Genomic DNA, 14,091 nt, shown 5'->3' with positions numbered 1-14,091 from the left:
GAGAAAAAGAGAAATGTTTTGCCTATAATGTGAATGTAGGATGTGATAGACATGGCTATATATTAGGGATGAGCATAGACTCAGGGAACGTTCATGATAGTGTAGCGTTTTATCATTTAAAAAGTTATCTTGATTATGCATATAGAGAACAAATAGAGACAATGGTATTGGATGCAGGATATTCAACTGCACCAATATGTCATAGTGTACATAGTGAAGGAAAAGAAATCATTGTTCCGAGGAAAAGGGTTGCATCAAAAGGGAAAGGATATTATAAGAAATGGCAATATGAATATGATCGAGAAGAAGATATATATGTCTGTCCATTGGGATGCATACTAAGATATAGTACAACAAATAAAGATGGAAAGAAGCAGTACAAATCAAATGGAAAACAGTGTAAAAGTTGTCCACATCTGAAAAAATGCACACAATCAAGGAATTGTACAAAAGTGATAGAAAGACATGTATGGCAAGAAGATTTAGAAGAAAGCATAAAGCTACAAAAGAGTCAAGAAGGAAAAAGAATATATGATCAAAGAAAGCAAACAATAGAGAGGGAGTTTGGAGATGGAAAAAGAAGACATGGATTAGATTATACATTATATAGAGGACACGAAAGAGTATATGATCAAACACTCCTAACATTTACAGGAATGAATATGAAAAAGTTATGCATATATTATAAAAAGCTGAAGGAGAAGTACGCCCAAAAAAAGAGTTTTGAACATCAAAAAGATGAAGCAAAGAGAATAATAGGTCAGATATAAGGACAGGAAAGTCCGATTTTTTTAATATGGAAGAAAAAACAACCGAAAAACATGAAAGTATGAAAAAAGACCATCAACAAACAGTTTGTTTGTCAACAGTCTGAGATAATGTACCAGTCACTGGTACATTATCTATAAATCTTTATATAGCATGACCGTTATTAAAAGAAATGGAGAGAGCAATTTAGTATGGATTAAAAATGAAATTTCATTATTTTTCTTAAAATCAAGTCTTATATTTAAATTTATGTTTGATATAATATCTTACAGATAGCTATTCAAAATAAAAAATATAAGAGGGTGATTAAAGAAGTTAAATTAAATTCAATAATCTTAGGTGATGCCTATGAAATTATTAAAAAAATTGATTCCAACTCAATTGATCTTATTGTTACTGATCCACCATATTTAATTAGTAAAGGTAGTAGTGGTAATGGCAGAATTTCAAAACAGATGTTAAAACTAACTAATGAATTACAAAATTCGGATGTTGCAAATGGTATTAAGTTAGATATTCTTGATGAATTCATGAGAATTATGAAAAAACCAAATATATACATATGGTGTAATAAGAAACAAATTTTACCATACTTGGACTATTTTGTAGGTATTCATAAATGTTCTTTTGAAATACTTACATGGATTAAAACTAACCCAATACCTACTTGTGGTAGGAATTATATGAATGATAAAGAATACTGCTTATATTTTAGAAAGGGTATTTCACTTCATACAACATATCAGACTGGTAAAACGTACTGGATCACTCCCACAAATGTGAAAGATAAGAAATTGTATGGGCATCCTACTATTAAACCAATAGATATCATTAAAACACTGATCCAAAATTCAAGTGCTCCTGATGATGTGGTATTTGATTGTTTTCTTGGATCTGGTACTACTGCAGTTGCATCAAAAGAATTGGAACGTAACTATATTGGTATTGAAAAAAATTCAGATTATTATGAAATAACATTGCAGAGGTTATTGTCTTGTTAAAACTTGCTTTATTAATGAAGTTATGATATTATATGTTTGTTGAAAGATGAAAGGTGTCTCAAGTGTATACTTGAGGCATTTTTTTATTTTCTGAAATAACTCCTACAGACATTCTAATATTTTCCTATAATGTTAGAGGCAATTATCGGTAGGAGGAAAAATGAGGAAAATAAGTAACAATATAGGATTAGATGATTGTAGTAAAAAATTAAGAATAGCAGTTTATTGTAGAGTATCAAGTCGAGAGCAAGCATTGTATGGATATGGGATAGATGCTCAAAAAAGTAAAATAGATGCTTATCTATCATTGTTTGATGTCGAAGTTGAGGAAGTTAATTATTATATTGATGAGGGGATAAGTGCTAAAAATCTTAATCGACCTGAAGTAAAGAGATTAATTAAAGATGTTAAAGAAGATAAAGTAGATGCAATTTATATTTATAAACTGGATCGGTTAAGTAGATCAGTCATTGATATATATAATATGATTGAAATGCTGATTGATCATAAATGTAATTTAGTTGCAGTTATGGATAACATAGATATCAATTCAGCTAATGGACGTTTGTTTGTTGGAATATTAGCGATTATTGCACAGTGGGAACGTGAGACAATTATAGAAAGAACTAATGATGGTTTAGAAGAAATGGTCCGACAAGGAAAGTGGCCATTTGCTTCTAAACCATTTGGTTATAATAAAAATGAAGATCTCATATTAAGTGTAAATGAAGAAGAAAAGAAAATATTGTATGACATTGTAGTTCAAATAAAAAGTGGAATGACAATAAAAGAAGTTGAAAGGTATTTATTAAAAGAATATGATATTACGATGTCATCATTACAAATAAGAAAAATGCTAAAGAGAGAATGGTATTATGGTTTGTTCCATTACAAGGGAAAAACTTATACCAATATATGTCCTAAAATTTATAATGAGGAAGATGCTGAAGAAATACAAAAAATGATCTCAAAAAGGCATAGGGCAGATAATTATGATAGTAGATACTATTTTAGAAATAAAATCAAATGTGTATGTGGTGAAATACTTGATTTGAGTAGTACAAAAAAAGGAAATAAGCAATATTTTTATTATGTATGCCCAAAGTGCAAAATGAGAATTAACCAGGATTATATTATTGAACAAAGTTTATATGCTATATCTTCAGAGGTTAGCCTTAAAGAGATAAAGAATAATACAAATAAGGCACTTAGGAAGTATCATAGCATCAATAGAAAAATTCAAGATATACATAATAAGTATATAAATAATAAAATGGATCTAAATGTCTATTTAACATCACTTTATAGATTGGAGTTTGATAAGAAAGAACAAATGGCCAAGATAAAAACTGATAAACTTATAGACTTTATAAGATGGGAACAAATGACAGACTTAGAAAGATGTAGTTTTGTTAATAATCATATTGCTAGAATCATTGTGGATGTTCATGCAAAGATAGTTGTTAAAGTAGAATATATTCATAAATAACTTCAAAATAAAGTCAAACTTGACTAGACAAATGTTGAAATATTTTGTATACTGTATATGTAGTCAAAACAAATTAAATAATGATAATTGCCAAAGTCTTTCAACGTGTATTACCATAATTATTATATATTTAATCTGTTCAGTTCGAGTTAATTAGCCATAAGGGCACCAAGATATAAATGAGCTTTAAAGATATTTCTTTAGAGCTTTTTATTTTGACAAAATAGAATTTTAGTGGTGTTAATGATGATTGTTTTAACTATTCTATAAACAGATTTATTATATTTCTAAATGTTAAATTTTGTCGAGCAATATATTGGAGTAACTTTTTATTTTTTTTAAAGCTATAATTTATATATGTATGGAATGATTTAACAATAAATAGATAATAAGCTATTGTTTGAAATATTAAATTTATCTCATAGTTAACTTTTATTATTCAGAAATAATCTAAATATTTTGTGGCTAAAGTCAAGAATTTGGGAGGAAATATATAAATAAGAAAAATTTAATCAGATGTACAGTTTTTTTTAGTGTTTGCTTTATGGGTGTAGTGTCTGTTTTGGCTTATAATCTTCTTATTGAAGAAACTTTTATACGCCTTAAAGATACACAAGTGATTATGAAGCATGATGAATCAGGAGATGAATTTTCAATTATACATACACAATATTGTGTAAATATAATTGTGAATTTGCTTTAAAAACAAACATAAAGTGAAGCTACTTTGTAGAACTACAAATTCTTTCAAATTGTAAAGGTATTTGAATGTTTAAAGCAATGTACATTCTTTGGGGATTATAATATATTTCTTGTTAAGCTTGTTTTCGATGTATATAATGTGTAACATTGATAAGATCTTTTTTCAATGTTTGGTAAAATAATTACATTATCGTATGTTGTATTTTTTGTTGCTTTATAGAATCCCTTCTTCTCTTATCTATTAATCATCCTATTACTGAAAATAAATCTATGACTACAAACGAGAGTTCCTTTTATTATAATATCTGACTATTCATATGAAAGATGGTGATATAGGAAAAGAAGGAATCAAAATTGAAGCGTCTCATTACTATTGCAGCAAATGCAACTGCTACGACTTCCAATGGTCAAAGTGTTGATTTTGAAAAGGAATTCAATTGTGATTTTGGAATAGAGGCCAATATTATTGATTCATTACAAAGGTCTAACACTATATCCAATAAAATACTATTTAAGATAATGGAGAATATCATCAAATAATATAATTAGATAATAGGTGAGAACATATTCTAGAAAACAAAGTGGCAAGTTAGAGCCTTGACTCCAAAACAAAATATTATGAGATATGGGGAGAGTCATAGAGATCCAAGTGATTACTATACTTTTTAAGTGATGAAGAGAATCATAGACCCAAAAAATAAGTCATATATCATATATGAAATAGTTCCATTATCTTTTTTTAGATAATGGAACTATTATTATAAAATAAACTATAAATTTCAAAAACTTTTACATGTTGTTACGATAACAGCAATTGTTGTTATGGTGATGCAAAGTATTCAGATAACACCATATGCCACCAACCATAAGAGTTAAACTAAAAATAGCTGCGGCAACTAGAATAAAGTAAATAATACCTAATGCTCCACTCACAATGGTAAGAAAAAATCCCAAGATTGTTAGCAGTGCTGCACCAATTGTAGCCAGCTGACTACAGTCGTTATAAGCATCATAAATTCCATTTTGACCTAATATAGCAAAACCTATAAATATACTAATTAGCCCTATTAAACCAACTGCTATAACAATAATAGGAAAGAATTCTTCATAAAATAACTCGCCAAGATTGGTAAGGGTTAAAAAAGCAACAAATGCTAATATGAGTGCTATAATAATGACAATACAACTATTTTTTGAATATGATTTCATTTAAAAACCTCCTTTCATTATAAAATATGAAAAAAGGTTAATCTTGTATGGTTTATCTATTCAGGTTTTGTCTTTTTTGCTTCGAGCCATAACATATGTAAGACTTCAATAAGCATTTTTCTCACTTTAGAATCTAATAAAGTTAATTCTTTAATTGCACCTAAAATATGTTTATAAGAAATATGTGATAAATCAGAAAAAGTATAGAGATTTAATGTGTCAAATAACTTAAACATAGAATCAACAAAAAGATGTTTATCTTCATTACTTAACTTTTCTAAGAAAAGTAACACTTTAATAGCGAAATTTACACTTTCACAAGACAATTCATCTTCAACAAAATGATAAGGTCCGACTTCCCATGAAAAACCATTATGTTGTAGCATACCTGTATAGTGACTATGAACAACATGATAATTCTCTTCATGACCTAACACAATGCCAAAAAAAGAATAGTGAGGTATATAACTCTGAATAATAGGTAACATATTCTTATATTCAGAAGATAACATGATCTCATCTTGAAAACCAGGTCCATCATAATTATAGATTTGAATAATACGTTTTTGAATTTCTGAATCTATAAAGCAGCCGGCATACATAGCGAGATTACCACCTTTAGAATGACCAGTTAAATAAATAGGTCTTTGCTTTTTGTATTGAAAGTGTTTCTTAAGTCGTTGAAAAAAGGATGGGGCCAAATATTTATTTTTGAGTGAATCAAGCAAAGAATAAGAATAAGAAAAATCAGAGATATATTTTAAATATTCAACAGATGATAATTGTGCAGGTACTACATTCTCACATAACATTAAAAAATCTTCATGCCAACCTACAAGAGAATCATCAGTTCCACGATAAACAACAACCATATCCTGATTTTCTAATATCAATGTCATTGCAGAGAATTGTTTGATAAGTTCTTTATCTATATCATTCACAAAGCTTATCATTTGAATATTCTGATAACGATAAGATTTAGCCATTTTTTCAAATAATGTGTAAGATTCTCTAATTGTTGGATTTAGTGGCATATTGGTATTCTTATAAAAATCATTGTATGCAAGAAATGCATCATGAATTGTTATGATATGGTCATAATCTAATTGAATAATTTCATCTAAGTTAATATAAGAAAGTTCACTAAAAATCAAGAAGTCTATTTCATTATATGGAAAGTCAATAGGAGATAAATCACCTCGTAAATCAACATAATCATAAATTGTATTTTTCATGTGAGTCCCTCCTTTTATAATTTTAACCATTCTACATGATTTCATTAAAAAAATCAACATTCATATTTTCTTCATCTCTGTGTGAAATTGTCAAAAGAAAAAGATAATTTGCTAAAATTATAGAAATATGATAATCTATCAAATGAGGAAGTGAAAAAATGAAAGCGTTTGATAACAAATATTTAAAAAGAATAGTTTTTAGTATTCAAATGATATCAATGATTTTATTAATAGTAATGGCATATAGTGTACAGTTAATACCAATGAAATATTTAATAGGTGTTGGTGTATTCTTTGTTGCTTTGCTTGTAGGTGAATATTTTTTAATATTTTATAAAAAAGAAAAAAGCAAAAGGTCTTTAATAACGCAAATTCTAAGTATTATATTAAGTTGTGGTTTAATGGTTGGTTCTTTTTATTTTTATAAAGCAGGAAGAACTGTTAATTTAATGACAGAAAATAAATTTCAAACAAGAGCTTTTTCAGTCATTGTTTTAAAGAATTCTGAAATAAAAAATGAAACACAACTACCAAAACATCAAGTAGGGTATATCTCATCAATTGGAACAGAAAATATGTCTTATGCAGTTGCTGAAATTCAGAAGAATGTTGGTAATATTAATTTGAAAGATAATAAAGATTTTAAATCATTATTATCAGCTTTATATAATAAAAATGTTGATGCTATTCTTTTAGATGAAGCATTTAGAAGTTTAGTAGAACAAGAAAAAGATACATTTAGTGATGATACACGTGTTATTTATCAGGTCACAAAAGATGAAGAAGCAGTTAGTTCAAAGAGTGTTGATGTGACGCAAAAACCATTCTTAGTGTTTATTAGTGGTATTGATGAATATGGTGATTTATCAACAGTTTCAAGAAGTGATGTCAATATGCTAGTAGGGGTCAATCCCAATACGAAACAGATTTTATTGATCAGTATTCCTAGAGATACATATTTTCCACTACATACAAGTAAGGGAATGGATAAGTTTACACATGCGGGTATTTATGGTTTACAAGAAAGTGTCAATACTTTACAAGATTTAGTAAATGAGGACATCAACTATTATGCTAGAATGAATTTTACTTCATTTATTGAGATAGTTGATGCATTAGGTGGAGTCACAGTTCATGCTTCACAAGATTTTACGACAAAGATAGGGAAATATGAAATTAAAAAAGGAGAAAACAATTTAAATGCAAAGCAAGCTTTAGCATTTGTTAGAGAAAGAAAATCTTTTATTGATGGAGACTTTGAAAGAGGACGTAATCAACAAAGAATGATTTCAGCGATTGTGAAGAAAATTGGTTCACCAGCTATTTTAACTTCATTCTCTTCTGTACTTGATACAGTAAGTCAAAGTGTTGAAACGAATTTCTCATCAAGTGAAATTAATGCATTAGTGCAGATGCAATTAGCAGATATGCCAGCATGGGATATTCAATCTTATCAAATTGAAGGAACGCCAGATAGTTTGCCTTGCTATTCTTTAGGTGGAGTGAGTGCTTCAGTTGTCGTTCCATCTGATTTGTCAATTCAACAAACAACAAATTATATTGATCAGTTAATGGCAGGAGAAAAGATTCAAACAGAAACTGGTGATTTGGATCAGTAGGAAAGGGAATTATATGAAAGAAACTTTATTACTATATCATGTTGCTGATGATGTTCAAAAAGATATAAAGAATATAGCTGAACAATTACATATTCAAATACAATATCTTGATGAATCTCAATTACATGAAACAATGGGGCATATTTTAAATATTGATGGATTTGAAAAATCTGAAGTACAGAATATTTCTGGTGATTTTCAACAAGAGTTTGTTTTTTTTGCAGGAATGAGTGATAAACAGTTAGATATTATATTACAGTTATTTAGGATGCAGGGGATACCTAAAATTCCATATAAAGCCATGTTAACTGAGCATAATGTTCATTATAAATTTTATCAACTTTATTTAAGTGTGGCTGATGAATATCAACAGATGTCACAAATCAATAATTAGAGAATCTAAAGGATTCTCTTTTTTTACTAAAAAATCCTAAGCTCCAGCGGACTTAGGATCACAAGTTAAATTCATTTGTAAGTTTCTTAATGTCTCAGTATCTTTCTTACTTAAGATAACTGTTGAATGAATTTCACAGTCTTTTAATAATGGTAAGACTTCTAGACATTGTTTTGCATTTGGTTGTGATGAAGATGCTATTGTTAATGTCAAGAGAACTTCATCAATGTCTAATAAAGGATTAGCAATATTTAAATAATTATTTTTTAATGATAAAATAGATTGTAACATATCTGGTGATATTAATTCTATTTCTTGATCAATACCAGCTAAATATTTTAAAGCATTTAATAATGCTGCACTTGACGCTCTTAACAAAGAAGAGGTTTTTCCAGAAATCAAATGACCATCATTCAATTCGATTGCACATGCAGGAACTTGTCTTGCTTCTGCAATTTCTTTTGCAAAGATTGCACATTTTCTATTTTTAGCATCGACATTTGCCTGTGATAATAACATTTGCATTTTTTCAAGTGATTTGGTATTGATTTTTCCCATTAAATAATCAACTTCAGCATGATAATAGCGTCTAACAATTTCGCGACAGCTTGCATCTTTAGCTGCTTCATTATCAATAATTGCATAACCAGCCATATTTACACCCATATCAGTTGGTGAAGCATATGGAGATTCACCAAAGATTTTATTAAACATTGCATTTAAGACTGGGAATATTTCAATATCACGATTATAATTGACTGTTGTTTCATTATATTTTTCAAGGTGGAAAGGATCAATCATATTGACATCGTTTAAGTCAATTGTGGCAGCTTCATAGGCTAAATTTACAGGATGTTTTAAAGGAAGATTCCAAATTGGGAATGTTTCAAACTTTGCATAACCTGCATTCACACCATGTAAGTGTTCATGATACAATTGAGATAAGCAAGTTGCCATCTTTCCTGATCCAGGACCTGGTGCAGTGACAACAACTAATGGTTTTGAAGTTTCTATGTAATCGTTTTTACCAAATCCATCTTGAGAGATAATATGATTGACATCATGAGGATATCCTTCAATAGGATAGTGAATAAAGACCTTTACACCTCTATTTTCTAATTTGGCTTTAAATGTATCAGCAGCGTTTTGATGGCGATATTGTGTAATTGCTACGCTTCCAACATAAAGACCAACACGATGATATTCATCAATTAATCTTAAAACTTCATCATCATAAGATATACCTAAATCACTTCTTACTTTATGTCTTTCTAAATCTTTTGCACAAACAGCAATAATGACTTCCACTTTGTCTTTGAAAGTCAATAACATTTTTAATTTACTATCTGGTTCAAATCCAGGGAGAACTCGTGATGCATGATTATCATCAAAAAGTTTTCCACCAAATTCCAAGTAAAGTTTATTATCAAACTGATCAATTCTTTCTTGGATATGTTTTGATTGTAATTCTACATATAATTCATTACTAAACGCCTTTTTCATTCTCTTTCACTCCTAGATTTCATTATATAGAAAATAGGGTGAAGTTAAAGAAAATAATAAGAATTTGTCAAAATAATAAATATTATTCGTGTATAAATTGTATATTCTTAAGAGAAGATGTTATAATGAATAAGGTGATAAAATATGAATGAAAAATTATATGAATTTGATGCTGAGATACAAAAAGTTCCAGATATTGATGGGGCATATATTATCTTTCCATATGATGTTCGTGAAGAATTTCAAAAAGGACGTGTCAAAGTCAAAGCAACATTTGATGGTGTTGAGTACAATGGCAGTTTGGTGAGAATGAAAACCCCTTATCATATTCTTGGTTTAAGAAAAGATATAAGAGCATTAATAGGGAAGCAACCAGGCGATACAGTTCATGTGACAATACAAGAGAGAACTGAATTGTCAGGAAAATAGAAAGGTTTGTGATAAATGTCACAGTGCTCATGATGTATTTAAGGTTAAAATCATGCAAATAATCATCATAAGAGTGAATATGGGATTATGAGGATGTGAGTTAATGTTAAGAATGATAGATAGTTTTATGAAGAAGATTGTTGAGATGACTGAAAATCATCTCTTTTTTTGTTTGTTGATGTGGTCTTGAACTGCTATTTATAATGATTTGAAAGTTTTATTGATTATTTGATACTGTATAATTTCTTCTGAGATAATTATCAGTTTATTAAAGTTGGTTTCATATCTTGATTTATCTTCAATTATTAAAGAAAATATTTACTTTTTTCTCAGAGAACTTATGATATTGATAAAGAGTTTTCATATGTTTAAAAGATATAAAGATGTTTTTTTTAATAGGTATTTGATTTATGACAATTATCATTAGAATATAAATTGTAAATGAACAAAAGGAGAAATTTATGATAGCAATATCAACATTATTATGGTTTTATTATGATTTATTTCTAGAGTTAAAGAACTTATTACAGTAGTGCAAAAAGATGGTACAAATAGTATTGTCTTTGATGTTTTATTTCCAATACTCATATTTCACATTTTTGTGAAGATCGAAATGTTGCATATGCCAGTAATACTGTGATATTTGATTTGATAGGAACACTGATTGTTTATGCGTGTATTGTAATATGGATTAGATAGACAATTTCATAACTATACAAACAAAAAGATCTAGATATCAATTCTAGATCTTTTTAATAAGTCTCAAATTCTTGGCGTAATGTTTTAATAAAGTATTCTGCTGCACGAGAAAATAGATGATATTTTTTCCAGACAAGCGTCAATCCAACTTGTAACTTAGGCTCAAGTGGTTTGAAACATAATGGACTATGACCAGTTGTATTGATTAATCTATCTAAGGTTAAGGCATAACCATTACCTTCTTCAACTAATAATGAAGCATTATATATAAGATTGTATGTTGCAACAATATTTAATTTATCATAACTGTACTCCATCCAACCAGAGATTTCATTTTGAAACATAACTTGGTCTGAACAAATCAATGGAAGATCTTTGATATCATCTGGAAGAATGCTTTCTTTATTTGCAAGTGGACTGTCTTTTCGCATAAGGAGTCCCCAAGTATCGCATGATGGTAGTTTAATAAAGTCATATTTAGATATATCAGCAGGTTCTACAAATATTCCAAAATCAAGCAATCCTTTTTCTATTTTATCTGCAACATCTTGTGAGTTGCCACTAAAAATATGAAACTTAATATTTGGATAGACTTCACAGCATTTATGCATAACCTTTGCGATTAAGCGCATACCATCGGTTTCACCTGCTCCAATATAAATGTCACCCGAAAGAGAGGCGTCAGAAAGCATAATATCACTTTCGGTTTTTTCAACCAGAGTGACAATTTCTTCTGCTCTTTGTCGTAACAACATGCCATCATCAGTCAGTGTGATTTTCCGATTGCCACGAATAAATAATTGTTTGCCTAATTCTTCTTCCAGTTCTTTCATTTGTCTAGATAATGTTGGTTGAGTCATATGCAGGCGTTCAGCAGCACCTAAAATTGTTTCTTCTCTTGCGATAGCTAAAAAATATTGTAAAACTCTTAATTCCATAATCCTTCACCTCATTTTTATTATAATGATTTCAGATATGCTCTTCAAGTATACATTACCATTTGATATAGGTATTTGATATTTGATATATCTTGTCTTAAAATAATTTATGAGGAGTGATAATCATGAAAATTCAATTTTTAAAGGAGAACATTGAACAAAATTTACAAGATGCTGGATGTGATAAGAATCAAATAAAAAGATTTCTAGAGATTCGCCAAAATAGTGATATTGATAAACAAGTTTTATTTTTAAAATGTCAAAGATGTAAACTTATGGAAAAAATGCATCATGTACAAAAAGAAATAGATTGCTTAGATTATTTCATTTTTATGTTAAAGAAGGAGAAGAATGGTGATGGAAAATAAAAATGTTATTGTTATTTCAACAAGTTTAAGAAAGGGTGGGAATTCTGATTTATTAGCAGATGCATTTGTGAAAGGGGCGATGGAAAAAGGAAATCATGTTGAAAAGATATCTCTAGTCTCTCAAGATATTCATTTTTGTAAGGGATGTCTTGTATGTCAAAAAGGAACTGAATGCATCATCAAAGATGATGCAAATGAGATTATCCATAAGATAAAAGATGCTGATGTTATTGTTTTTGCAACACCAGTTTATTTCTATGAAATGAGTGGTCAAATGAAAACATTATTAGATAGAACAAATCCATTGTTTATTGATGATTATCATTTTAGAGATGTTTACTTATTGGCAACTTGTGCTGATGAAAATGAAAAATCAATTGACAATCTTATTCATGGTTTATATGGTTGGATAGACTGTTTTGAACATTCAAGTCTTAGAGGTGTTATTAAAGGGGTGGGAATTGATCAATATGGTGATGTTAACAATCATCATGATATTTTGGAACAAGCTTATGAAATGGGAAAAAATATTGAGAACAGAGGAAATCCATGAAGAGGTAAAAAAATCATTGTAGAATTAAATGAATCTTAAATAGAAAGGGGGGGTGATATCAATGAAAAAAATTATGATTCTCATCAGTTTGATTATGATTCTTATAGGCTGTCATAACGTAAATCTTAAAATCTTAAATTGTCAAAAAAAAGATTCTAAAATTGTCAATGATCAATTCAAAACAAATCAAGGAGAGCAACAAGTGAAGACTATAACAATGATTATTAATAATCAAGAATGGCAAGTCAATCTTTATCAAAATGATACAGTTGAAAGCCTAATCAATAGATTACCATTAACCATTCAAATGAAAGAATTACATGGAAATGAGAAGTATCATTATCTTGATTTTCAACTGCCAATTATGAGCGAATCAATTGATCAAATTGAAACAGGAGATCTTATGCTTTTTGGGAATAATTGTCTTGTTTTATTCTATGAAAGTTTTTCCACCCCTTATCAATATACTAAGATAGGATATATTGATAATCTGAAAAATATAAAAAATTTAGTTGGAAGCAAGGATGTGAAAGTCACATTTCAAGTTAATAAATAAGGAGGAAATGATTATGGAATTCGTGAAACAAAAATATTTAAGTGGAGAAAGAGCTCTATTTCAAAGTAATGGAGTTAGAATTGAAGATTCTATTTTTGCTGATGGGGAATCACCATTAAAAGAAAGTCAAAATATAGACATTAATCAAAGTATTTTTAAATGGAAATATCCATTATGGTATTGTCAAAATGTAGTTGTTACAAATTCTACTTTTTTAGAAACAGCACGTTCAGGAATTTGGTATACACATCATATTGATATGAGAGAGTGTATCATTGAGGCGCCTAAAACTTTTAGACGTGCAAGTGATATTACATTAAAAAATGTAGATATGCCATTTGCACAAGAATCATTTTGGAATTGTCATGATATAAGATTAAATAAAGTCAGTGCAAGAGGTGATTATTTTGGAATGAGTAGTGAAAATATCATTATTGATGATTTGCATTTAACAGGAAATTATTGTTTTGATGGAGCTAAAAATATTGAAGTTCATAATGCAAAGTTAATTTCTAAGGATGCTTTTTGGAATTGTGAGAATGTTATTGTCTATGATTCAACAATTATTGGAGAATACTTGGCATGGAATTCTAAAAATATAACTTTTATCAATTGTACAATTGAAAGT

General features: G+C 28.8%; 16 protein-coding genes. 12 read left to right on the top strand and 4 right to left on the bottom strand.

Translation table 11 applies throughout. The features are described from left to right. The 5 genes from AC5M21_RS15060 to AC5M21_RS15040 form a co-directional block, all read left to right on the top strand. A partial coding sequence (locus tag AC5M21_RS15060; RefSeq protein WP_493531522.1) for a transposase occupies window positions 1–770 on the top strand: 770 nt, incomplete at its 5' end. Between the two features lie 300 nt (window positions 771–1,070). Beyond that, window positions 1,071–1,769 (top strand): DNA-methyltransferase, encoded by a 699-nt coding sequence (locus AC5M21_RS15055; RefSeq protein WP_412253321.1) that lies wholly within the window; start codon window positions 1,071–1,073, stop codon window positions 1,767–1,769. A 160-nt stretch (window positions 1,770–1,929) separates the two neighbouring features. Further along, complete coding sequence (locus AC5M21_RS15050) at window positions 1,930–3,258, top strand: recombinase family protein (protein ID WP_346976393.1); 1,329 nt, start codon at window positions 1,930–1,932, stop codon at window positions 3,256–3,258. Between the two features lie 544 nt (window positions 3,259–3,802). Continuing rightward, complete coding sequence (locus tag AC5M21_RS15045) at window positions 3,803–3,961, top strand: hypothetical protein (RefSeq protein WP_008787997.1); 159 nt, start codon at window positions 3,803–3,805, stop codon at window positions 3,959–3,961. Between the two features lie 353 nt (window positions 3,962–4,314). After that, complete coding sequence (locus AC5M21_RS15040) at window positions 4,315–4,500, top strand: hypothetical protein (protein WP_008787998.1); 186 nt, start codon at window positions 4,315–4,317, stop codon at window positions 4,498–4,500. A gap of 249 nt (window positions 4,501–4,749) precedes the next feature. Here AC5M21_RS15040 and AC5M21_RS15035 read toward each other — a convergent pair whose 3' ends face one another. Beyond that, window positions 4,750–5,169, bottom strand: coding sequence for a hypothetical protein (locus AC5M21_RS15035; protein WP_008787999.1), 420 nt, complete (start codon window positions 5,167–5,169; stop codon window positions 4,750–4,752). A 56-nt stretch (window positions 5,170–5,225) separates the two neighbouring features. Next, window positions 5,226–6,404 carry an Mbeg1-like protein gene (locus tag AC5M21_RS15030; protein ID WP_008788000.1) on the bottom strand — a complete coding sequence of 393 codons (1,179 nt, stop codon included), beginning with the start codon at window positions 6,402–6,404 and terminating at the stop codon, window positions 5,226–5,228. Window positions 6,405–6,562: 158 nt separating this feature from the next. Here AC5M21_RS15030 and AC5M21_RS15025 point away from each other — a divergent pair, with 158 nt between their 5' ends. Both AC5M21_RS15025 and AC5M21_RS15020 read left to right on the top strand, forming a co-directional pair. After that, window positions 6,563–8,023: an LCP family protein gene (locus tag AC5M21_RS15025; RefSeq protein WP_008788001.1), complete on the top strand. Its 1,461-nt coding sequence runs from the start codon at window positions 6,563–6,565 to the stop codon at window positions 8,021–8,023. A 13-nt stretch (window positions 8,024–8,036) separates the two neighbouring features. Continuing rightward, window positions 8,037–8,417: a DUF3783 domain-containing protein gene (locus AC5M21_RS15020; protein ID WP_008788002.1), complete on the top strand. Its 381-nt coding sequence runs from the start codon at window positions 8,037–8,039 to the stop codon at window positions 8,415–8,417. A 36-nt stretch (window positions 8,418–8,453) separates the two neighbouring features. Here the strand turns inward: AC5M21_RS15020 and AC5M21_RS15015 are convergent, their stop codons facing one another. Continuing rightward, window positions 8,454–9,920 (bottom strand): DUF1846 domain-containing protein, encoded by a 1,467-nt coding sequence (locus AC5M21_RS15015; RefSeq protein WP_008788003.1) that lies wholly within the window; start codon window positions 9,918–9,920, stop codon window positions 8,454–8,456. A 144-nt stretch (window positions 9,921–10,064) separates the two neighbouring features. Here AC5M21_RS15015 and AC5M21_RS15010 point away from each other — a divergent pair, with 144 nt between their 5' ends. Then, window positions 10,065–10,349, top strand: coding sequence for a DUF1905 domain-containing protein (locus tag AC5M21_RS15010; RefSeq protein WP_008788004.1), 285 nt, complete (start codon window positions 10,065–10,067; stop codon window positions 10,347–10,349). A 752-nt stretch (window positions 10,350–11,101) separates the two neighbouring features. Here AC5M21_RS15010 and AC5M21_RS15005 read toward each other — a convergent pair. Then, a complete protein-coding gene (locus tag AC5M21_RS15005) occupies window positions 11,102–11,986 on the bottom strand; it encodes a LysR family transcriptional regulator (protein WP_008788005.1) in 885 nt (294 codons plus the stop codon). Window positions 11,987–12,111: 125 nt separating this feature from the next. Between AC5M21_RS15005 and AC5M21_RS15000 the strand changes: the two genes are divergently transcribed. The 4 genes from AC5M21_RS15000 to AC5M21_RS14985 all read left to right on the top strand — a co-directional run. Continuing rightward, window positions 12,112–12,354, top strand: a complete 243-nt coding sequence (locus tag AC5M21_RS15000; protein ID WP_008788006.1) for a hypothetical protein — start codon at window positions 12,112–12,114, stop codon at window positions 12,352–12,354. Next, entirely contained in the window at window positions 12,344–12,907 is a 564-nt protein-coding gene (locus tag AC5M21_RS14995) for a flavodoxin family protein (RefSeq protein WP_008788007.1), read from the top strand. Before AC5M21_RS15000 ends, AC5M21_RS14995 begins: the two co-directional genes overlap by 11 nt. A 61-nt stretch (window positions 12,908–12,968) precedes the next feature. After that, window positions 12,969–13,463, top strand: coding sequence for a cyclophilin-like fold protein (locus tag AC5M21_RS14990; protein WP_017143830.1), 495 nt, complete (start codon window positions 12,969–12,971; stop codon window positions 13,461–13,463). Window positions 13,464–13,476: 13 nt separating this feature from the next. Continuing rightward, window positions 13,477–14,091 (top strand): DUF3737 family protein (locus tag AC5M21_RS14985; RefSeq protein ID WP_493531521.1); only part of this gene is annotated, 615 nt, incomplete at its 3' end.

It is taken from the genome of Coprobacillus sp. (assembly GCF_984815275.1).
Note: the sequence above shows the minus strand (reverse complement) of the source record. Positions and strands in the feature narration are given on the sequence as shown.